At 44.2% G+C, this 21,404-nt stretch carries 24 protein-coding genes, 2 tRNA genes and 1 pseudogene; 7 read left to right on the forward strand and 20 right to left on the reverse strand.

Annotated features, from left to right (window positions below):
- Positions 1-231: 231 nt before the first annotated feature.
- From DN748_RS17235 to DN748_RS17250, 4 genes are all read right to left on the reverse strand, one after another.
- Entirely contained in the window at positions 232-444 is a 213-nt protein-coding gene (locus DN748_RS17235; protein WP_146746640.1) for a GrpB family protein, read from the reverse strand.
- Between the two features lie 246 nt (positions 445-690).
- Positions 691-1,011 carry a DUF3817 domain-containing protein gene (locus DN748_RS17240; protein WP_308420771.1) on the reverse strand — a complete coding sequence of 107 codons (321 nt, stop codon included), beginning with the start codon at positions 1,009-1,011 and terminating at the stop codon, positions 691-693.
- Positions 1,011-1,475: a hypothetical protein gene (locus DN748_RS17245; RefSeq protein WP_112373086.1), complete on the reverse strand. Its 465-nt coding sequence runs from the start codon at positions 1,473-1,475 to the stop codon at positions 1,011-1,013. Before DN748_RS17245 ends, DN748_RS17240 begins: the two co-directional genes overlap by 1 nt.
- A gap of 2 nt (positions 1,476-1,477) precedes the next feature.
- On the reverse strand, positions 1,478-1,909 hold the full coding sequence (locus tag DN748_RS17250; RefSeq protein WP_112373087.1) for a DUF6010 family protein: 432 nt from the start codon (positions 1,907-1,909) through the stop codon (positions 1,478-1,480).
- Positions 1,910-2,386: 477 nt separating this feature from the next.
- Between DN748_RS17250 and DN748_RS17255 the strand changes: the two genes are divergently transcribed.
- Positions 2,387-3,166: a phytanoyl-CoA dioxygenase family protein gene (locus tag DN748_RS17255; protein ID WP_112373088.1), complete on the forward strand. Its 780-nt coding sequence runs from the start codon at positions 2,387-2,389 to the stop codon at positions 3,164-3,166.
- A gap of 202 nt (positions 3,167-3,368) precedes the next feature.
- Here DN748_RS17255 and DN748_RS17260 read toward each other — a convergent pair whose 3' ends face one another.
- The 9 genes from DN748_RS17260 to mobA form a co-directional block, all read right to left on the reverse strand.
- Positions 3,369-3,776: a nuclear transport factor 2 family protein gene (locus DN748_RS17260; protein WP_146746641.1), complete on the reverse strand. Its 408-nt coding sequence runs from the start codon at positions 3,774-3,776 to the stop codon at positions 3,369-3,371.
- A gap of 166 nt (positions 3,777-3,942) precedes the next feature.
- On the reverse strand, positions 3,943-4,419 hold the full coding sequence (locus DN748_RS17265) for a DUF4405 domain-containing protein (protein ID WP_112373090.1): 477 nt from the start codon (positions 4,417-4,419) through the stop codon (positions 3,943-3,945).
- Between the two features lie 14 nt (positions 4,420-4,433).
- The gene (locus tag DN748_RS17270) at positions 4,434-5,024 is read right to left on the reverse strand and encodes an NAD(P)H-dependent oxidoreductase (RefSeq protein WP_112373091.1); all 591 of its coding nucleotides are present in this window, start codon (positions 5,022-5,024) and stop codon (positions 4,434-4,436) included.
- A 77-nt stretch (positions 5,025-5,101) separates the two neighbouring features.
- The gene (locus tag DN748_RS17275; RefSeq protein WP_229717729.1) at positions 5,102-5,641 is read right to left on the reverse strand and encodes a Crp/Fnr family transcriptional regulator; all 540 of its coding nucleotides are present in this window, start codon (positions 5,639-5,641) and stop codon (positions 5,102-5,104) included.
- Positions 5,642-5,916: 275 nt separating this feature from the next.
- Complete coding sequence (locus tag DN748_RS17280) at positions 5,917-6,747, reverse strand: sialate O-acetylesterase (RefSeq protein ID WP_112373092.1); 831 nt, start codon at positions 6,745-6,747, stop codon at positions 5,917-5,919.
- Between the two features lie 126 nt (positions 6,748-6,873).
- Entirely contained in the window at positions 6,874-7,638 is a 765-nt protein-coding gene (gene map / locus DN748_RS17285) for a type I methionyl aminopeptidase (protein WP_112373093.1), read from the reverse strand.
- Between the two features lie 76 nt (positions 7,639-7,714).
- Entirely contained in the window at positions 7,715-8,305 is a 591-nt protein-coding gene (locus DN748_RS17290) for a TetR/AcrR family transcriptional regulator (protein ID WP_112373094.1), read from the reverse strand.
- Positions 8,306-8,560: 255 nt separating this feature from the next.
- On the reverse strand, positions 8,561-9,862 hold the full coding sequence (gene mobB, locus DN748_RS17295; protein WP_112373095.1) for a conjugal transfer protein MobB: 1,302 nt from the start codon (positions 9,860-9,862) through the stop codon (positions 8,561-8,563).
- Between the two features lies 1 nt (position 9,863).
- Positions 9,864-10,301, reverse strand: coding sequence for a conjugal transfer protein MobA (gene mobA, locus DN748_RS17300; RefSeq protein ID WP_090604231.1), 438 nt, complete (start codon positions 10,299-10,301; stop codon positions 9,864-9,866).
- Positions 10,302-11,004: 703 nt separating this feature from the next.
- Between mobA and DN748_RS19355 the strand changes: the two are divergent.
- Positions 11,005-12,009, forward strand: a pseudogene (locus DN748_RS19355) (recombinase family protein); the annotation flags it as partial.
- Between the two features lie 526 nt (positions 12,010-12,535).
- On the opposite strand, the gene DN748_RS17310 reads toward DN748_RS19355, so the two are convergent.
- Positions 12,536-12,608, reverse strand: a tRNA-Lys gene (locus tag DN748_RS17310).
- Positions 12,609-12,702: 94 nt separating this feature from the next.
- A tRNA-Lys gene (locus DN748_RS17315) sits at positions 12,703-12,775 on the reverse strand.
- A 175-nt stretch (positions 12,776-12,950) separates the two neighbouring features.
- Here DN748_RS17315 and DN748_RS17320 point away from each other — a divergent pair.
- The gene (locus DN748_RS17320; RefSeq protein WP_112373096.1) at positions 12,951-13,466 is read left to right on the forward strand and encodes a shikimate kinase; all 516 of its coding nucleotides are present in this window, start codon (positions 12,951-12,953) and stop codon (positions 13,464-13,466) included.
- Between the two features lie 11 nt (positions 13,467-13,477).
- On the opposite strand, the gene DN748_RS17325 is transcribed toward DN748_RS17320, so the two are convergent.
- The gene (locus tag DN748_RS17325) at positions 13,478-13,981 is read right to left on the reverse strand and encodes a phosphoribosyltransferase family protein (RefSeq protein ID WP_112373097.1); all 504 of its coding nucleotides are present in this window, start codon (positions 13,979-13,981) and stop codon (positions 13,478-13,480) included.
- A 48-nt stretch (positions 13,982-14,029) separates the two neighbouring features.
- Positions 14,030-14,404, reverse strand: coding sequence for an RNA-binding S4 domain-containing protein (locus tag DN748_RS17330; protein WP_112373098.1), 375 nt, complete (start codon positions 14,402-14,404; stop codon positions 14,030-14,032).
- Positions 14,405-14,481: 77 nt separating this feature from the next.
- On the opposite strand from DN748_RS17330, the gene DN748_RS17335 reads away from it, so the two are divergent.
- On the forward strand, positions 14,482-15,189 hold the full coding sequence (locus DN748_RS17335; protein ID WP_146746642.1) for an FKBP-type peptidyl-prolyl cis-trans isomerase: 708 nt from the start codon (positions 14,482-14,484) through the stop codon (positions 15,187-15,189).
- A 120-nt stretch (positions 15,190-15,309) separates the two neighbouring features.
- On the opposite strand, the gene DN748_RS17340 is transcribed toward DN748_RS17335, so the two are convergent.
- The 3 genes from DN748_RS17340 to DN748_RS17350 form a co-directional block, all read right to left on the reverse strand.
- Positions 15,310-15,906 carry an outer membrane beta-barrel protein gene (locus DN748_RS17340; protein ID WP_112373100.1) on the reverse strand — a complete coding sequence of 199 codons (597 nt, stop codon included), beginning with the start codon at positions 15,904-15,906 and terminating at the stop codon, positions 15,310-15,312.
- Between the two features lie 81 nt (positions 15,907-15,987).
- Positions 15,988-16,941, reverse strand: coding sequence for a transketolase family protein (locus DN748_RS17345; RefSeq protein WP_112373101.1), 954 nt, complete (start codon positions 16,939-16,941; stop codon positions 15,988-15,990).
- Between the two features lie 44 nt (positions 16,942-16,985).
- Positions 16,986-17,831, reverse strand: coding sequence for a transketolase (locus DN748_RS17350; RefSeq protein ID WP_112373102.1), 846 nt, complete (start codon positions 17,829-17,831; stop codon positions 16,986-16,988).
- Positions 17,832-18,079: 248 nt separating this feature from the next.
- Here DN748_RS17350 and tgt point away from each other — a divergent pair, with 248 nt between their 5' ends.
- The 3 genes from tgt to DN748_RS17365 all read left to right on the forward strand — a co-directional run bounded on the left by tgt (position 18,080) and on the right by DN748_RS17365 (position 21,327).
- Positions 18,080-19,210 (forward strand): tRNA guanosine(34) transglycosylase Tgt, encoded by a 1,131-nt coding sequence (gene tgt / locus DN748_RS17355; protein ID WP_112373103.1) that lies wholly within the window; start codon positions 18,080-18,082, stop codon positions 19,208-19,210.
- Between the two features lie 115 nt (positions 19,211-19,325).
- Complete coding sequence (locus DN748_RS17360; RefSeq protein WP_112373104.1) at positions 19,326-20,402, forward strand: LptF/LptG family permease; 1,077 nt, start codon at positions 19,326-19,328, stop codon at positions 20,400-20,402.
- A complete protein-coding gene (locus tag DN748_RS17365) occupies positions 20,389-21,327 on the forward strand; it encodes a DMT family transporter (protein WP_112373105.1) in 939 nt (312 codons plus the stop codon). Before DN748_RS17360 ends, DN748_RS17365 begins: the two co-directional genes overlap by 14 nt.
- Positions 21,328-21,404: the final 77 nt, after the last annotated feature.

Below are 21,404 nucleotides of genomic sequence, written 5' to 3' on the forward strand. Positions count from 1 at the left end.
GTAATGGCACTGTTTAAACCGAAACGCCTGGCACTAACACGCCATTTTTAGTGGCACTAATTGATCCGAGATATCCACCAATGTTTTCTTTTCCTCTTCCCCTCCTTGTTCTACAATGTGAATGTGGTATTTATGAGGTTATTCTTTCGGCTTATGCAGAAAAGCAGAAAAAACATCGTCTTGATGTGGAATATAGGTGTATCCTATCTTTTTTAGGTTTTGGACGTAGGATTATAATTTATCAAAGTTAGTTACAGATATTTGGATGTCTATAATCGGTTTAGCTGAAAGTCGGGGAACAGAAGTTGAACCGTTATGTTCAATTCGTATTGAGGAGTCATTTAAAACTTTCAATATCTCTTTACGCACAGTAAGAAACTCACTTTCCCAGTTTTTATCGTAAGGAATAATTTCTATTTTATTATCCATAACTTCTACTTTCAATATTTTTACATTTTAGTCAACGTCGGACAAATTTCGTCATATCGGTTTTGGGCTTTGCAAAGGAACGTGAATAGAAACACGAAGTTTCAGTTATTCCCAAACGTTACATAAGCCATGTTCTATTTGCTGAATTAGAAAAAGGAAATGAAAATGGCTTATGCGGTAATAGAATTACTGTCGTTAAATTTAGCACTTAACCCGACCTTTTGCAAAATCGATATTATCTGCTGCCCTTTTTTCAGTCGGTTAATCTTCGTCTGTCGGTATGTTTCGAAGAATTTTATAGTCAATATAAAACGTACCGAACGGAATAAAACACGCAATAAGAACCTTCCAGGTGGTTTCTTTGAATTTCCATTGTTGTTCTACGCCTACACGCAACGCATTAAACACAAACAGCAGGAAAAGTGCACCGTGAATGGGGCCAAGCGACTTGGACAAGCCGGGAACATCCCAAAAATGCTTCAGGGGTACGGCAATAAAAACCAAGACAAGTAATGATATGCCTTCTAAGATAGCCAGGAGTCGTAAACGCCCGATAGAGGTGGTGAAAAGTTTCTTCATCATTAAAATATTCTGAAATAAGGTCTGCCTGATAAGGGTGAAAACGGCCAGGGAATGGCTACGAAAATGAGGATTAATCCAATGGTAAACCAAACGAACATTGTTTTAAATTTTTTCTTGTCCGTTTGCTGTCGCTTTGCCTTTGCCGAGCCGATTGTTATCACCACAATAGCAGTTAGCATTAAAATAATATGAATTAAACCGTAGAAAGTCAGCTCTACGTTTTGAAAACTACTTTCCTTTTCTTTCCAAAAATATTTGACCAGCGGACTCTGCGTATATAGGATGATGCCGATCATTAGTTGAATATGTGCAACCGTAGCCGTCCAGTGTCGGAACGCGTTGTCCGATTTTGAAAAAGTCCTGTCGTTGACCAAACCGACAAATGCCCTGTAAATGGCATACAGTAAAAAAGCTAAAACAAGCCAACGAATCAAAGAATGGAGAACTAATAAAGTGGAATACATAATTACGTTGTAACGGTGCTTTGTTTTCTGAATACATTCCAAATCGTAGGAGCCCCGAAGAAAAACCAGATTGCCAGCACCGCATCACAAACGGCACATCCGGCAGACGAAAGTGGTGCAAAGTGAATGATGGGTTCACCGTATAGATGATGCATTACGTCCCAGCCCGTGTGCAACAGCCAACCGATACCGATGAAATAATAATGCTTGAGGGCTTTGAAAGCCACAAACAACATAACAGCACCAAAAACATATTCCCAGACGCCCAATCCGCCGCTCCAGTAAACACCGCCTGCACCGGCAATGATGACGGTGTTGATTTTTTGTCGAGATGGCTCCCTCACAAACGACATGATGATGATAAATACGAAACCAATCAGCACAGCAGCCAATGCATTGGTGATTGTAAATTCAGGAATGATGTGCGTATGCATATTTTTCTATTTTTTGTCTGCTTGCAAAGTTAAACAAAAAACATACTAATTAGTATGTTTTTAGGTAAAAAATATTTTAGCCATTTGGGTAAATTGTAAATTGCTTTTAATGAGATGGATGTGTTTTTTTATATCAGAAGTGATCGAAACTCTATAGGTAAGGCGCAAAACACCCGCTGCACACTTGTCAACAAAGATTGAAGCTTCAGTCATGCTTCGTTATCTGGCGTTTAAATCTTAGTAGGTTATATGCAGTCCTTTTTCGCTTTGTCGGTTTAGAGATATTGTTTAATTTTGTGGCTATGAGAATGACCGTAATGCTATAATATCCCTTTTTAAGCTTAGTTCTTTAAGCAATGCGCTTTATATATACAAAGCGTACTTTTCTATTATTCATTCATTTTATTATAATCTTAAAACCAAGTCCACTGGTCGACGCTATTTATTGCCGTGGTTGGTTTTTTTAACAAAAAAATTATGTCAGATATACTAAGTATAAAGGAAATAGAGCATTTTATTCATAGCGGGTTTGTTCGTCTTGATAATTCATTTTCCAAGGAAATAGCGGATGCTGCTTTAGAAATTCTATGGAACGACCTTCCTTGTGACAGGTCAAATCCTTCAACCTGGACTGAGCCTGTAATTCGTTTGGGAATGTACACGAATGAACCTTTTGTCAATTCAGTAAACACTCCTAAGCTGCACAATGCTTTCAATCAGTTAGTTGGCAAGGACAAATGGATTCCTTGTCGGAGCGTAGGAACATTTCCTGTTAGATTTCCATCTGCTAAACAGCCTAATGATACCGGTAAACACGTAGATACGAGCTTCCCGGGAAAAGACCCCAATAATTATTTCGAATGGCGTGCCAATGTCAAATCGAGAGGACGAGCATTGTTGATGTTGATTTTGTATTCGGATGTCAGCGAAAACGATGCCCCAACAGTCATTTATGAAAGTTCTCACATTGATGTTGCAAGCTTATTATCCAAAGAGGGAGATCCAGGTCTTTCATTTATGGAACTTGCAAGCAAGTTGGACGAGTTGCCAAAAAGGGGAGAAATATTTGCAACTGGTAAGGCAGGTACAGTTTACCTATGTCATCCGTTTTTGGTTCATTCAGCTCAATCCCACAGGGGAAGTACGCCTAAATTTATGGCACAGCCCCCTTTGTTGTTAAGAGGCGAATTGTCTATTTCAGATTCTGATGTCGGCTATTCTCCCGTTGAAAGAGCTATTCGTTTAGGAATAGGTTAATCATAAAAATGCTCATATCGAAAGAGATTGCTTTTTTTAGCAGTCTCTTTCTTTTTAGGGTTGCTTATAACGAGCCGATTGTTGGCGATAGACGGAATTGCACGCACCAAAGCCGCATAGTAGCACGAAGCTCAATAAATGAATGAAAATAAATAATGTTGATTCTGCTCGCTTATTGCCAACACTTTGCATTATTCCCAACTCAGTTGCCACGACACCCCGAACCGGTCGGTAACTCCACCCAAAAGCTTTTAATCGATTTTAAGCTAAAACCCTTAAATCCTTTAAACTTATAAACATCGCAGAAAGCAAAAACGGCTCCTTCGTTTGTCCATATTTGTCCGTCAACCGAGGCATCTGTTCCGTGGGTAATTATGGTTTCGATTACCATTTTGGATGCATTTCGTATGGGGTAATGCTGAAGTTGCTTTTCAAAATTCTCTATTCCCGAAAGGGTGTTTTGTCCGACGATTTCCCAAATGATATGGTCATCAAGATGCTTTTTACAAAAATCTAAATCATCCTTTGCCCAAGCCGTATAAAAGTCTTTGAGAAAGTTCTTTTTCGGGGCATTACCGCAATCGGAAGGAATAATTATCTGTGTCATCATTCGTGCGTCGTTACCTTGTTTGTGTACTACCAACTGATTTTTGTGGAGGTTTTCTTCAAAATTATAAAATCGTATATGGACAACAAAACAATTAGGTGAACTTTAAAACAAGTTCTTAAGTTTCCCGAAACATATTTCAAAACGCAGACTAACCAAATTTTTGAGTTTATTCCAGAAGCAGGTCAATGACTTCTTCTGCATTGGCATCGTTATGCTTCCACAGTTCTTCAAAAGTTTGGACATTTTCTACCGAAATTCCTTTCTCTGTCAGTTTAGCGGCTGCTTGTTCCTCATTGATATTTAACACCCTGAATGCATCCTCCACAGGTGCTTTTACAATTCTGTCCATGATTTGCAAATCGACCGGCGGATACATTCTTTCAGATATAATAAGAACAACAGCTAATGTCAGTACCGCAAGTAATGCAGGCAAAAAAACACTTTTCTTAAAATGAATTTTCAAAGCTTTCCAATTCAAAATGATGTGGAAAATGGCACAAATAACAAATAACAATCCGAGTATTTCGTGAACTACTTCGGTGTAGCCGTCAAACAGATGGAAAAACATCAGCAGTCCCGAAATGCCTACGACAAGGAACACCAATGATATAAATGGGGTAACATAATTTCTATTGAGTTTCATAATACCATATTTGATTAATTGAGTTTTGAAAATCTTTTCTCAAGTTCATGCAGCCATTTGACCCGTTTTTCGTGGCTCACTCTTTTTACCGATGTAAAGCTGAGCCATTTGACGTTTTTGTAGCCCATTGTTTTGAATACACTTCGTATCATCACTTTTCGAATCAAGTTTCCGATAAGCAGTGAGTACATAATTTTGGGTTTGTTCATCGTGGTGATGACGGTAATGCTTTTCAGATTATGTAATAGCGGCACCAACCCGAAACCTCTCGGATGATGGTCATACGCCAATCCGGGCGACAATACACGGTCGATAAATCCTTTGGTGGCGGCAGGCATAATGTCCCACCAAATCGGGAAAATAAAAATCAGGTGGTCGGCTTTTTTCAATCGTTCGTGGTAGCCAATAACCTGGGGGTCAACCGCACGATGTTCAACAAAGGCTTTTAAATCGTCCGATGTCATTCGGGGATGAAATTGGTCTTTGTCCAGGTGCATCAAATCCACTTTGTGACCGGATTTTTGAAGTCCCTTGCTGACCGATTCTAAAATGGCGTTGCAATAACTTCCTTCATAAGGATGGTTGAATACAATGATGGTTCTCATTTTTGACTGTTTAATTACAATGCAAAATTGAGCAGCAAAGCAGGTGTGGGACGATAACAATTGTTAATAAATCCGTTTTATCGTCTGTTTCGGATTCGGCTCAGGGAAACGGAAGTAATGCCCAGATACGAGGCAATGTAATGTTGCGGTACGCGCTGCACGATGTGCGGATATTGCGCCAACAGCTCTTCGTAACGTTGTTGCGGTGAATTTTTGAGGTAGGAAAAAAACAGTTGCTGAGCCTGGAAAAGGCGTTTAAACAAATGCTCTTCAAACTGCTTTTTGATGTCGGGCGATTGCTCTACAATCATTTGAAATTCCTTTTGCGTGATGGTTTGCAAAACGCAAGGTTCAATGGTTTCGATGCTGTACAGGCTCGGCTGGTTGGTTCGGAAACTTTCGATGGAAGAAACGCTGTCGCCCTCAAAGAAAAATTGCGTCGTGATTTCTTTGCCGTCGTTGTTCACCCAGGTACGCAGGCAACCTTTTTCAATGAAGTACATTGTTTTGGAAATTTTCCCTTCCTGCAACAGGATGGTTCTCGCCGGAGCTTCCACCTGTTTGAAAAAAGGGGAGAAGATGTTCCAAGGGATTCTATTTTTTGTTTTTTGCTTCACTGTGCGGTATCGTTTTTGGATTTGCGGATAGCTATTTGGCTGTTTGCAGAGTAACAGAAAAAGAAGGGTGAACTTTCAATTCCATACAACAGTATCATAAGCCATTTCCCATTTCCTAAATTAAAAAAAGGAAATTATTACGACTTGTGCGGTGATAAAATTACAGACAACTCAACTGTATGAAGTACAATCCATCAAATCCCGAGTTCTTAAGTGGAATAATAGTATGTAGTACCTTTAAATCCATATCCATCTTTGGGCGGGGATTTTTAAAACTAAGAAAATGCCTTCATAAATTCCTTATAAGCAATTTTCCCCTGAGTGAATTTTTCTAAGGCCATGTACTGTTTTTCCTCTGTTGTGTTCTCTCTATTATTGCACCTGTCAACTAATTCTAGTTCATTTACTAACGGCTTATGTATATGTTTTCTTTTGAGAAATGCCTCATAATATCGGATGCCGAATATTCTCTGAGACGCAGCATTGATGTGAATGCCGTCCGGGTTGGCTGTAAGTCCCTTGGCCGTAACATAGTAACAATTTTCTTGCTCTTGGGCATATTTTTGAAGTTCTTTATCCACTAGCTGATGTTCTGTGCACCCGGCTCCGAATGCTACTTTACCTAAATATTCACCTAAACCGCCTACAATAAATGGAATTTCGGGTACTGATAATGTCTCCCTAATTTGATTAAATATTTTTGATAATTTCTCGTAGTATTGTTTGAATTTTCCGCCTTGGCTATCACTTTCCCCTTGATGCCAAAGCACACCAGATAGTTCGCTGTTTTCGGTTGCAAATTGAGCTTCGCTTATTGCATGACGAAATAAAATTCCATCTGTTGACCAATCATCAATGGAACTACCACCTTCTGCGCAGGGAATAAGGCCGATTTCTTCTTCCTCATTGTCCCAACACCAAGCTTCTGCAAATGACGCAGCAAGCCCGATACCCGCAACAGGTCTGTCATAATGAACAGGTTCGACCATCATTTGCCATCTGCCGTTTCGCAGCATCATAATCCTTTTATTGTATATCGGTTTCACTTCATGAGCAAACCCGCGACCTGCCATATTCGATTGTCCAATCAATAAAAATGATTTCATTGCCCTTTTCTTTCTACATTTCAGAATAATAAAATAACTGGTACTACCTAAGATTCAAAATATACCACCGACTTACTTGGTCAAAAATTTACAACCGAGTTTTATCCAAAACGTTGTTTCGATTTTTTAATTCCAAATCCCATTCATTTCGGTCAGTATGATGGGTTTTCCGTCGGTGACAACGATTGTATGTTCGTGTTGCGCCATAAAACCACCTTTGTTTCCCACCATGGTCCAACCATCATTTAACTCTGTTGCATAGGTTGAAGTTGTGGTGATAAAGGTTTCAATGGCAACGACTGCATTTTTTCTAAACCGTCTTTGGTCAAATCGGTTTTTGTAGTTCATTATTTCATCGGGTTGTTCGTGTAAACTCCTTCCAATACCGTGTCCGGCCAAATTTTTAATAACCTTGAAACCTCTTTTTTTGGCTTCGGTTTCCATGATGTGTCCGACTTCTGAAACCTTAACCCCTCCTTTGATATTACGGATGGCTTTTTGCAGGATTTCTTTGGAGGCATCCACTAATTTTTGATGTTGGTTGATGTCTTCTCCAAGCACAAATGAGCTTCCGTTGTCCGACCAAAAGCCGTCAAGTTCGGCAGAAACGTCAATGTTCACCAAATCGCCCTCTTTTAGTATTTTTTTCTCGGACGGAATGCCGTGACAAAACTCATTGTTCACACTGATACAAGTCCAACCCGGAAAACCGTACGTCAGATACGGTGCGGATTTTGCCCCGAAGTCCGAAAGTATTTTTGCGCCGAAGTCGTCTAATTCTTTGGTTGTCATACCGGGTTTTGCATAATTGCGCATTTCTTTCAAGGTGTAAGCAACCGCTTCGCTTACTTTTTGCATCCCGATTAATTCTTCGTGTTTGGTTATGGACATCTTTCTTTCAATTATTTTCTTAGTAATGAGCAAAATTACTAAAAATACTATGTAGTATGTTGTTGGTTGGTGGAAATTATTTCAAACTATCTAAATAGATTTTAAGTTGCTTTAAATAAGAAACGTACACTTTTTTACTATTCTCTAATTTTCCCAAATTCCGAATGCCCCAATAGCCCGACATGACGAAGATGGTTACCTGTTTCGCATTTACGTCCTTGCGGATGGTGCCGTTTTTCTTGCCTCTTTCAATGGTGGTGGTTATTGCCTTTGTCCATTCCTGGGTTAATTCATTCAAAGCCTTATTAAATTCCGAATTCCACGGGGTCATTTCTTGCGTAAAATTGGATGCCGGGCAACCGTATTCCACCTTCAAAAATTCATTTTTCATCAATAGATTATCCATTAGGTTGTAAATGGCTTCCAGTGGATTTTCTTCGGTTTGAAGCGGCTCAATAAAACTATTTGTAAGTGTGGGTTTTAGAATTTCGTTTATGATGGCGAGCCCCATTTCGTCTTTGGTTTTGAAATGGTAGTAAAAGGCTCCTTTCGTTACTTTTGTCGTGGCGATAATATCGTCAATGCTTGTCGTTTGGTACCCCTTAACGTAGATCAGCTCAAACGCTTTCTGTAAAATCATCAACCGTGTTGCTTCCGCCTTTTTCATCTGTTATCTTCTATTTATTTATGGTCAGATGGAATTGTTCAAATTTCATAAAAATACCATTTAGTACTTTACAAAGAAACGAAAAAACTTCGGATAGTTGTCCGTAATCAGAAAGCAGCTTGCGACAAGAAATGTACAAGCGCTCGATTTAGGGTTAGCAAGTGTTATCGTTAGAAAATTAGGTTTACTCTTCAAAAGGGAGTAATGGTTACGACTATGGACAAATTTATGATTGTTCGATAGATGAATAGTAAATCAATTCGCTCTGAGATGACGGCTGTTACGTTTCTTCTTTTTCTTCATACGGTTGGCAAATTCCTGTTCCTCGTAGTCTTCGCCCTGTGCCTCCGGTAGTAGCCCACCCAATCCGTCTATCAACAAATCATCGGTCTGCTGTTCTTTATTTAGGAAGTTAAAAAGTGCATGGGCTTCCTCTTTCTCTACGGTGTTGCCTGTGGTCGATGACTGATTTTGTGCGGTTGCTTTTTCAGTTTCTTGGCGTTGCCCGACCGCCTGCCCGTTCCACCAATCATTAAAGACATTAGCCGATAGGTTTTTGCCCAAAGCTGAACCGTTCCAAACGGTACGGCTTTCGTGGTCGATAAAAGTCATACCGTAGATACGCCCCTCATCGTTGCGCCGTACCACAGCATTGATGCCCTGCTCCAACAGTTGCTTTTTAAAATCGGCTTCATTAGTGGCGGTGTGCATCGCTACTTCAATGGTGCTTTTGAGTACGGCTCTTACAGGGTCGGCTTTCATTTTCTCCTTAGCCTTTGTGAATTGGTTTTGCAGTTCGTCCAGTCCTGCCTGCCTGCCGAAAAGGGATGCCTTAAAAGGATTGCTCACTTTTTCTCCCTGTTCGTTCAGCGCAAAATAGACAATACCATTTTTAGGCTGTCCGTGCAATTCCCCTTTGACTTCCTCGGCGGTGATATTGAAAAGTGAAAGCAAGGCATTGTATGCTCCGAGGCTTGCGTACCCGTAATACTTCGGCAGGTGTCGCACCACCGATGCGATTTGGCTCTTAATATCTCCGGCTCTGTAATCCACCGGACGGAATACCTGCTCGTTTCCGGTACGCTGTTTTTCCGTTGCAGGTATAAGATTGTACGTTTGTTCCAAATCCCGACAGATTGCCATCGAACGTGGGTGGTCGTAACTGTCCGGTAGCTTCTTTCCGTCCAAACCCACACAGACCGTTACGATGTGGATATGGGTGCGTTCAATATCGGTATGCTTAAAAACGATATAAGGTTGGTTGCCGTAGCCCATACGTTCCATATATTCCTGTGCCATTTCCACGAATTGCCCATCGCTGACCCTATCCGCAGGATCGGGGTTCAGCGATATGTGGCGCACTGGCTTTTCCGTTCTGATATTTGCGGACAGATACGGTTTGAAACACTGTTGCAGGTAAATAGTCGAATAGGTATTATCCAACGTTTCGGGCATTCTGTTCAATAATAAAACCTGCGCGTTTTCACTGTCAATTTTCTTTTGGTTATAGGAGATAGCACCGTATAAATTCTCACCCTTTCCAATCTTTGCTATCATCTTATCTATGTTTTTGCAGGTGTTCTTTTTCAAATTCCTGTGTTAGCTCAATCACTTTCCGGCACAAGTCCGCCATTTCTGCTGTCTGCTTTTCCAGTTTAAAGAGGTAAGCCGATGCCTTTTTCTCCGAGAAATTGCGGTAAAGTATCTTCACGATTTGGTTGTAATTCACGCCGACCGCTCTGAACTGGCTGTAAAAATTGGTCAGCCTCGTATGAAAATCGACTGCATCCATATCAATCTTTACGGTCTTGACTGGCTTCTGAAAGATACAGGCTGTAATAAAATGTGCCATTACTTTCATTCCCGATTGCTCGAACAACGTAAGGAACTGTGCGTTTTCCATGTCGTTGAGACTAATCGAATAACGGTGGATGGCAGGGTCTTTCTTAGGCTTGCGACCAACTTTGTTTGTTCGATTTCTTCTGTTGTCTTCCATATCTAAATCCATTATAAAATAAACCCCGACTTCGGAGGGCGTTTTCCGGCTCCATGCAATGGCAAGTTGTTTTTAGCTGCGGAAAGCATTTCGAGCAGCTAAAAACATAACTTGCTCTGTTCGGGTGAACAGAAAATCCGTCCGCCTGTTGGCGGATGCGGATTGGGTAAAGCGGAAAAAAACGGCTTTGTGCCGTTCCGCCCATAACGTCCATACTCCAATGATTTTTCCATTCACCCCTTGCATTTAAGCCCTTACAAAGTAAGGGTAGCTTTTTCAAAGCATTGACCTATCCGCCACGACCAAACATTGCCAAAAAATGCCGTGGATTACCGCTTTAAATCAATGGAGCGGAATAACCTGCTTCTTTGCGCTATCAGTCACGCAAGCCTGTTTGCAGGCATCCGCTCCCGATGGCAGTTGTGAAAGACGGAGCGCAGGAATGCCGGAACACATGACGGCGTTCCGCTCGGCAGGCAGGAATACCGGACGGCATGAAAACTATCCGGTAGCCATTCCAACAGGCAGGACGACAGGCAAGCCATCGGTCTTGCCCGTGTGAAAGCCGGAATGACGGCACGGCTGATTGAACGAACGATGGCAAGCCCGACAGACGGGATTGTATCAAGACTGCCGGACAGTGTGCCGTTAACCAGTATCTAAGAGGAAAACTTTAACCCAATGAACAAGGAAAATTGTTGTGATGAGAAAGGCAGATTTATACATACGTGTATCGACAGATGAGCAAGCGGACAAGGGATATTCGCAACGTGACCAAGAAGACCGATTAAGAAGATATTGTGAGATAAAAGGCATTCCGGTAAGGGATGTTTACATAGAAGACCATTCGGCAAAATCTTTCAAACGCCCAGAGTGGCAGAAGTATTTATCCAACCTACGTAAATCAAAGAATAACAAATCGGGGTCAATAATATTATTTACTAAATGGGATAGGTTCAGTAGGAACGCAGGGGATGCCTATCAAATGATTAACCAGTTACGGTCGCACGGTGTTGAGCCTGTGGCAATAGAACAGCCCTTAGACCTTACCATTCCCGAAAATAAAATCATGCTTGCATTCTATCTTGCATCGCCGGAAGTTGAAAACGACAGGCGTGCATTAAATGTTTTTCACGGAATGCGCAGGGCGAAAAAAGAAGGGCGGTATATGGGAACTGCTCCATTGGGGTATGCGAACAAGATAACAGAAGGCAAAAAGAAATACATTACACCCCACGAGTTTGAAGCACCCCTTTTGAAATGGGCGTTTGAACAAATCGTTTCCAATAATTTCAATACAGAACAGATTTGGAAAATGGTGCGGGAGAAAGCCGAAGGAAAAGGTCGGTTTAGCAAAAATAATTTTTGGGTAGCTGTCCGAAACCCGTTGTACTGTGGTAAAATATTCATTCCTCCCTATAAAGAGGAAAAGGGATATTTTGTCAAAGGGCAGCATGAGCCAATAATCAGCGAAAAGACGTTTGCCGATGTACAGGATATTCTCGATGGGAGAAAGAGGATTGTAAAGCCTAAAATCGTGGCTATGGACAATTTACCGCTAAGAGGCTTTCTCAAATGTCCTAAATGCGAGCGTATGCTGACTGGAAGTGCTTCAAAGGGAAAGATGGGAAACTACTATTATTACTATCATTGTAGTTCCCCCTGCGGAACACGGTTCAAAGCAGACACGGCTAACGAGGCTTTCTTAAAACAACTGCGGTATATGTCGCCAAAAGAGGGTATGGTTGATGTTTTTATTGAAGCCTTTATAAAAGACTTTAATAACAAAACCAAAGCCCAAAACACCGAACGCACAAATATCATAGGTGAGATTGATGCGTTGAATAAACGCTATCAAAATGCACTATTAAAGAATGCCGATGGGGAAATGGCAGACGATGATTTCCAAGAAGTAAAGAAATTGACCAAAGGGAAGATTGAGGTTTTGGAAAGAAGATTAAACGACTTGGCAGTAGTCGGAACGGAGATTAAAGACTTAGTAGCATCTACCTTAAAAAAGGTCGCAAACATTGATAGACGCTATGAAAACGACGATATTGAGGAAAGAAGACTTATTGTGAGTTCGATGTTCCCCGATTTTTTGGAATTTGACGGAACACAACATCGAACTCCGAGGCTAAATTCTGCGATTGCTCTTATCTATCAAAATAACAGTAAGTTACAAGGTAAAAAAAATGGGACAAGTCTTTCTTTTTTAGACTTGTCCCAAGAGGTGACCTGGCTGGGGCTCGAACCCAGGACCCTCTCCTTAAAAGGGAGATGCTCTACCAGCTGAGCTACCAGGTCGTCAGATTAAATTATAACTACAAAAAGAACACTTTTAAAAATTTCCGGAGTAGCTGTCTTTTTACAAATAGCACCCGGGTTTGTTATCACGGTGTGACCTGGCTGGGGCTCGAACCCAGGACCCTCTCCTTAAAAGGGAGATGCTCTACCAACTGAGCTACCAGGTCTGAAACAAAACGGTTAAACATTAAAATACCTTCTTTTTATGAAGGTAAACCTCCTTTTCGGTAGGCGGGTGCAAATATAAGGGCAATTATTTATTTTTCAAGCCGATTTTGATATAAATTTGTCTTTTTTTTGGGAGACCAATATAATGCATTGTTTTTAAATAAATTAAATTTTATGGTGGTCGTATTGATAGGATATATGGGAAGCGGGAAAAGTGCCGTGGGCAGGGAACTGGCCCGGAAGATGTCTTTGAAGTTTGTTGATCTGGACGATTTTATCGAGGAGAAGGAGCAGAAATCAATCTCCGGGATATTCAGTGAGAAGGGAGAAATATATTTCCGGAAGACCGAAAGCCGTTATATGGAAATGCTGCTTTCGGATACGGAAGATGCCGTGGTGGCATTGGGGGGAGGAACACCCTGTTATGGCCGTAATATGGACGTTCTGCTGGAACGGGCCGATCAGGTTTTTTACCTGAAAGCCTCCGTGGGAGAACTCGTGGCGAGGCTGGGAAAGGAAAAACAGCACCGTCCGCTGATCCGGCATCTCTCCGATGAAGCACTGGAAGATTTTATCAGGAAACACCTCTTTGAACGCAATGCCTACTATCTCAGGGCACCTCATGTCATTGAAGTAGACGGACGGACGATTGCGGAAATAACCGGTGATATCATATTGCACATCGCCTGATACCGCCTGTATTACCGCAGGTAAACGGCATTTCCGTTATCGGAAAACTCGACGCTTACATGCTCCTGCAGGGAAGTGGACAGCGAAATCCCCTTGAAATCGGCCTTGACCGGGTAGCGTTTGTGATTGCGGTCTACCAGTACGGTGGTCTTCAGTTTTTTCAGGGGCACGTTCAGAAAGTGCCTGATCCCGTAGATCAGGGTAGACCCCGAATTGAGCACGTCGTCTACAAGCACGACGGCTTTATGGCGGTAGGCATCTTCGGAGAGCGAGGTGCTGACGGGGTTGGTCGGGGTGTTTTTGTCGATACGTACTTCACACAGGGTTACGGGGATATCGGAGATCTCCGAGAATACCCCTGCAATTTTTTCAGCAAAAGTGAGTCCGCCCGAAACGATCCCGGCAATGACAATTTCCTCTTCATCGACAAAAGTTTCGTATATCTGGTATGCGATCCTTCGTATCTTGTGCCCTATCTCTTCGTGCCCCAGTATTTTGTTCTCAATGGTGGTCATAGCTGTTATTTGATAATCCGTTACAAATGTACCGATTAAAACGGAATATCAGTCGGGGTCCTCATCGAGAAAGCCGTCAATATCCCGCCGGTCCTTTTTGGTGGGTCTGCCGGTTCCCTTTTTCCGGTAATGGTCTTTGGCGTATTTGAGCAGTTCCGTATTTTCAAAAGCCTCTTTCGGGGTGGTGTCTGTGCGGTATATGTCCGTCAGTTTTGCACCGACCCTGTTTTGCGGGATATCGAGTACGGTGAGCTCGTAGTTGACCTGGTTCTTGCGCAGTTTAATCCTGTCGCCCGGGTATACCTCCCGCGAAGGTTTTACCTTCTGGCCGTTAATTTCTATATGTCCCTTTTTACAGGCTTCGGTAGCGATGTTACGGGTTTTGTAATAGCGCACACACCACAAATACTTGTCGATACGCATGGGATAAGGAAAATCTGTATTAATTTATAAAACAAATGTACAGAAAATTGTATCTTGCGCATTCAATTTTTTGGACAATGATGAAGACAAAAAAATTAGGTCTGGCGGTCATGGGGGTGCTCACCTTACTGCATTCCTGTAAAAAGGATGATGACGGCGGCCAGATAGAAGTAAGGGACCCGGTTGAAGTGGAGGCGGAAAATGACCAGGATATCAGGGATTACCTGAGTTCGCATTTCTACAATTACGAAGAATTCGAAGCGGCGGCTTCCGGGGAACTGGACGATTTCGACTATAAAATTGTGATAGATTCCATAAGCGGGGAGAACAGTGACAAGACCCCGATGATCGACCAGGTAAGGGATACGGTGATCCCCATTGAGATCGGTGAAAATGAAACGCTCAATCATACGCTTTATTACCTGGTGGCGCGGCAGGGAGACTCCATAGCTCCCAAGGTTACGGATTCTGCCCTGGTACGGTATAAGGGGTTCCGGCTGAATGACGTGGTTTTTGACCGCAGTAATATTCCGGTTTGGTTCAACCTGAACAATGTAGTCCAGGGTTTTTACGAATTTATGCCTGCCCTCAGGTCCGGTGGAGAAATTACGGTTGATGAAGAAGACGGAACATACCGGTATTCGGGAGATTACGGGGTGGGAGTGGTGTTTATGCCGGCCGGACTGGGATACTACAGCAGTCAGGGCAGTATTCCCGCCTATTCCCCCCTGGCCTTTACCATAGATCTTTTTCGCGTAAGGGAAATAGAGGTAGACGAGGAGTAGATTTTACAGGATATAAAAAAAGGCGATCGGGGAAAAACCGATCGCCTTTTTTTATGGTTATTGAGTTATTGGGTTGCTAAGTTATTTAGGCTGTACCCAATAACCTAATAACCCAACAACCTAAAACTTATACGAAAGACCGAAGATCACCTGGTTCGGTCTGCTGTCTATTTTCAGGTTTTCACTGTTGTTCCTTACGATGTCGGCTTCGGAATCGGACAGTCCCCTTTCCCAGCGGACGTCGAGCCCCAGGCTTCCGAATTCCACCCCGAGGCCCATCTGCATGCCGAGGGTGAAACTGTCGGTATCGATATCGTCGATGTCGTCTACGTCAAAATCTGAATCTACCACAAACTGGAACGAAGGCCCGATAAAGGCATGGGCAAACCCGAGGAATTTCTTTCCTATGAGGATGGGAACATCCAGTTTCTGCAGGTCGAAATCACCTTTCTGTCCCTCGAACTCATACTGGCTGCTGATCTGGGTATACATGAATTCCGGACGAAGGTACAGCCCGATGATGGGCACATCTCCCCGGAGCCATACCCCGGCGTGATACCCGGCCTTGCCTTTCCCCCCGTCGAGGATATCTTCCGCCTGATCTTTTAGTTTTCCCGTCTTGTTATAGTTCAGGCCTGCTTTCACACCGAAATCGATCTGGGAAAATCCTGTGGCACACACCAGCAGTGCACCGATAATCAGAAGTGTTTTTTTCATAGGTACGATTTAATGCCCGCAGTTTATATCAAACCGCGGGGGTTAATAATGATAGTCCGTGCCACAAACGAGGCAAGACTCTTATTTTCTTTTCAGTACCTTTTCAACGGCTTTTACTATGGCTTTATTGTTCAGTTCGTATTTTTCCATCAGCTGTGCCGGGGTGCCGCTTTCGCCGAAAGAGTCCTTCACCGCAACAAATTCCTGTGGTACGGGATGGTTCTGAACCAGTACCCTGGCCACACTCTCCCCGAGTCCGCCGTAGTAGTTGTGTTCTTCCGCGGTAACAATACACCCGGTTTTGGCCACGGAGGCGAGAACAGCTTCTTCATCCAGCGGTTTTATGGTGTGAATATCGATCACTTCCGCAGAAATCCCCTGGTTTTCAAGGGCTTCTGCCGCAATAAGGGCCTCCCATACCAGGTGGCCGGTGGCTACGATGGTTACATCGGTACCCTCGTTCAGCAGCAGGGCCTTGCCGATTTCAAATTTCTGGTCTTCCGGGGTGAAATTGGCTACTGCCGGTCGCCCGAAACGGAGATATACCGGTCCTTCGTGTTCGGCAATGGCAATGGTAGCCGCCTTGGTCTGGTTGTAGTCACACGGGTTGATCACCGTCATGCCCGGAAGCATTTTCATCAGCCCGATGTCTTCCAGTATCTGGTGGGTAGCCCCGTCTTCTCCCAGGGTAAGCCCGGCGTGAGAAGCGCATATTTTTACATTTTTACCGGAGTAGGCTATCGACTGGCGTATCTGGTCGTACACCCTGCCGGTGGAGAAATTGGCAAAGGTGCCGGTAAAGGGAATTTTTTCCCCTATGGTAAGTCCGGCCGCAATGCCCATCATATTGGCTTCGGCAATACCCACCTGGAAGAACCGTTCCGGGTTTTCATCGATAAATTCCTGGATCTTGAGCGATCCGATAAGGTCGGCACAAAGGGCTACCACATCGGGATTGGTCCGTCCGAGAACCGTCATTCCCGCGCCGTATCCGCTCCTGGTGTCTTTTTTTCCTGTGTCTGTATATTTTTTCATCTTGCTTGTTCTGTTTTAAAGAAATTCGAAAGGAAACCAGGAACTTAATAGTCTCCCAGCGTTTCCGGGTTTTGCGCCAGTGCTTTTTCGAGCTGTTCGTCATTCGGCGCTTTTCCGTGCCATGCGTGGGTATGCATCATAAAATCAACTCCATGCCCCATTACGGTATGCAGCAGTACACATACGGGCTTGCCTTTACCGGTCCTGCCTTTGGCTTCTTTCAGGCCTGCAATGACCGCTTCGATATTGTTCCCTTCGGCAATCTCCATGACGTCCCATCCGAAAGCTTCAAACTTGGCCCTGAGGTCCCCCATCGGCAATACATCGTCTGTAGCGCCATCTATCTGTTGTCCGTTATAGTCTACCGTGGCGATATAGTTGTCTACCTTGTTTCCGGCCGCATACATGATGGCTTCCCAGTTTTGGCCTTCCTGCAGCTCTCCGTCCCCGTGCAGGCTGTATACCAGGTGGTTGTCGCCGTTGAGTTTCTTGGCCAGTGCAGCACCTATGGCTACCGACATTCCCTGTCCGAGAGAACCTGAGGCGATGCGAATTCCAGGTAGCCCCTCGTGTGTGGTGGGATGTCCCTGTAAACGGGAGTCGATCTTGCGGAAGGTGTTGAGCTCCTCTACCGGAAAATATCCCCTTCTGGCCAGTACACTGTAATATACCGGAGAAATATGTCCGTTGGAAAGGAAGAAAAGGTCCTCTCCCTTGCCGTCCATATCGAACTGCTCTTTCAGTTCCATAATCTCGTTGTACAAAGCCACAAAAAATTCCGTGCATCCCAGGGAACCTCCCGGGTGACCGGAATTTACCTCGTGTACCATCCGGAGGATGTCCCTGCGGACCTGTGTTGCTAAGTCGTTTAGTTGTTGAATATTAGACATTTTGATGAGTTGAAATTAATTCCCGGCAAAAATAACCTTAAAAAAGTATCCCTCAAAAGATTTCCATATTAGTTTCAGGTCTTTAATCAATAATTTGTTGGATTTTGGTCACTTTTCACAGGGAAGCGGAGAGAGATGTGTGCCGGATGGTGTTTTACGGCCGTGGGAGTATCTCCTGTTATAAGAAAGAGTTAACTTCTCATTCGCACATAATCTGTATCTTTGCCGACTGATTGAATCTGTTTTATATGGAGTTTGAGCTATTAGCGAAAGATCCCGGCAGCAAGGCCAGGGCGGGGAAGATCACTGCGGCACACGGAACGATTGAGACTCCCATTTTTATGCCCGTAGGTACCGTGGCTTCCGTAAAAGGAGTGCACCAGCGCGAATTGCGGGAGGATATTAACCCCGATATTATTCTGGGGAATACCTATCACCTGTACCTCAGGCCGCAGACCGGTATCCTGGAAAAGGCAGGGGGGCTCCATAAATTTATGGGTTGGGAGCGGAATATCCTTACCGACAGCGGGGGGTACCAGGTGTATTCGCTTTCCGCCAACAGGAAAATAAGGGAAGAGGGGGTGAAGTTCAAGTCGCATATCGATGGTTCCTACCACTTTTTCTCTCCCGAAAAGGCTATGGAAATACAGCGCAGTATAGGGGCTGATATCATCATGGCATTTGACGAATGTACGCCTTATCCGTGCGATTACGGGTATGCAAAGCGTTCCATGCATATGACCCACCGGTGGCTCGACCGCTGTGTGGAACACCTCGGGAAAGTCCCGGAGAAATACGGTTACGGGCAGTCCCTTTTCCCTATTGTCCAGGGGTCGGTGTACAAAGACCTGCGGATGCAGTCGGCAGAATATATCGCGGGAGCGGGGGCCGACGGCAATGCCATAGGCGGACTTTCGGTGGGGGAACCGGCGGAAGAGATGTACGCCATGACCGAAGTGGTCTGTGACATACTTCCGGAGGATAAACCCCGCTACCTCATGGGTGTGGGGACCCCGGTAAATATACTGGAAAACATTGCCCTCGGCGTAGACATGTTCGACTGTGTCATGCCTACCCGGAATGCCCGGAACGGTATGCTGTTTACAGCCGGCGGCATCATCAATATCAAGAACAAGAAGTGGGAGGACGATTTTTCTCCTGTAGATGAAATGGGAATCACTTTCGTGGATACGCAATATTCGAAAGCGTATTTGAGGCATCTTTTTGCTGCCAATGAGTTTCTTGGCAAGCAAATTGCTACCATTCATAACCTGGGTTTTTACCTGTGGCTGGTAAGAGAGGCCAGAAAGCATATCCTGCAAGGGGATTTTCATACGTGGAAAAATGCGATGACAGGGAAACTGGCGCAGCGGTTGTGATTAGTCATTTAGTTCTTAGTTCTTAGTTGTTAGTTCTTAGTTCATAGTTGTTGGTTTGGAGATGGGGGTTAGAAATTAGAACCTGTTACCGGTAATTTAAATTGAATTTATTCGCATGAAGATATTAGACTGGTATATCATTAAAAGATACCTCGGGACCTTTACGGTGATGTTGTTGCTGTTTATCCCTATTGGTATCATGATAGACCTTTCGGAAAAGGTGGGTAAAATGATAGAACAGGAAGCGCCTACCGGGGAGATCGTAAAATACTATATCAATTTTACGTTCTATTTTGCCAACCTGCTGTTTCCCATTTTCCTGTTCCTGTCCATTATCTGGTTCACCTCCAAACTCGCTAACAATACCGAGATTACGGCCATACTGAGTTCCGGGGTGCCCTATACCCGGTTTCTGAGGCCTTATCTGCTGGGGGCAGGGGTCGTGGCCATGATCGCTTTTGTAATGGGGATGTTTATCGTTCCGGAGGCCAGTAAGGGGTATAAGGAGTTTTATTTTAAATACCTCAAGAAGGGCAAGCAGGACAGGCAGACCACCAACCTGTACAACCAGATCAATGACAATGACTTTATTTATGTAAGCAGTTTTGACCCTAAAAACAAGATCGGGTATAATTTTACCCTCGAACACTTCGAGGGCGAGCAGCTTATCTATAAATTGTCTGCGAGAAACATCCGCTGGATAGAAAAAGACAGTGTGTACCGGTTGTCTTCCTACGTAAAGCGGAAGATAGGCCCTGAAGATGATATCCTGAGGAAAGAAAGCAGGTTTGATACCGTATTTGAGTTTAATCTCGACGACCTTACCCCGGTCTCCTATATAGCGGAGACCAAGAACCTCTTTGAGCTCAACAGGTTTATCGATAAGGAACGGCAGAAAGGGTCGTCGAACATCAATACGTATTTGCTGGTAAAATACAAGCGCTGGGGACTTCCGGTATCGGCCTTTATTCTCACTATTATCGCCGTGGCAGTATCTTCGAGGAAAAAACGGGGAGGAATGGGGGTTAACCTCGCTTTGGGGATCGCCCTGGCATTCATATTTATTTTCTTCGACCGGATCTTTGGTACTATGGCGGAGCAGTCCGGGTTTTCACCCTTTCTGGCGGCTGCCGTTCCCAACCTGATATTTGGCGTACTTGCCGTTTACCTGCTGAACAATGCTAAACGATAACCAGAAAAATCATCTTCACCTCCATTTCGTGGTCTTTATATGGGGGTTTACGGCAGTGCTGGGAGCACTGATCACCGTCGATGCCATACCGCTGGTGTGGTACCGCATGCTGTTTGCCGTAGCCTTTGTAGGCGCTTATATAGGCTATAACAGGCTCTCCTGGCGCGTTTCCCGGAAAGCCCTGCTGGGTTTTGCCCTGGCCGGGGTGGTACTGGCGCTGCACTGGGTGATGTTTTTTATGGCCATCAGGCTGTCTAATGTTTCCGTGACCCTCGCCATGCTGTCTACAGGTGCCCTGTTTACAGCTGTACTGGAACCGCTCTGGTACCGCCGGAAACCTATCTGGTATGAGATGGCCCTGGGGCTGGTGGTGATTTTCGGACTGTATCTCATCTTCCGGGTGGAATCGTCTTATGTAGAAGGTATATTGCTGGCGCTGCTGGCCGCATTGCTGTCGTCGGTGTTTTCGCTGATGAACGGCAGGTTTGCGAAACAGTACCGCCCTTCGGTGATCTCGTTTTATGAATTGCTGGCCGGGGTACTCTTTCTGTCCCTGGTAATGCCCGGCGATATTTTTACAGATGATTTCTTTGCCTTGTCCGCTGCCGACTGGACCTATCTCCTTATCCTGGCTTCCGTATGTACGGCCTATGCGGTCATATCGTCGGTAAAGGTGATGAAACACCTGAGCCCGTATACCGTAATGCTCACCATTAACATGGAACCCGTTTACGGTATACTGCTGGCTTTTTTTGTGCTGGGAGATTCGGAAAAAATGAGTTCCGGGTTTTACGTGGGAGGTGTTGTTATCATGGCTACGGTACTGGCCAATGCCCTGCTGAAACAAAGGGATGAGGCCAGGAAAAGAAAAGGCCCCGGCCCCGGGAAAGGCATGGGGGCTCCTCCGGGAGTGGGGGTGTGCTGATGTTATAAATCGCCCGTGATGGTAAAACAGACACAAAAAAATGCTTAAGTTTGTAGGCTCAATTAAATCAAAATATA

This window comes from Sinomicrobium soli (assembly GCF_003285545.1).
Taxonomy (GTDB): domain Bacteria; phylum Bacteroidota; class Bacteroidia; order Flavobacteriales; family Flavobacteriaceae; genus Sinomicrobium.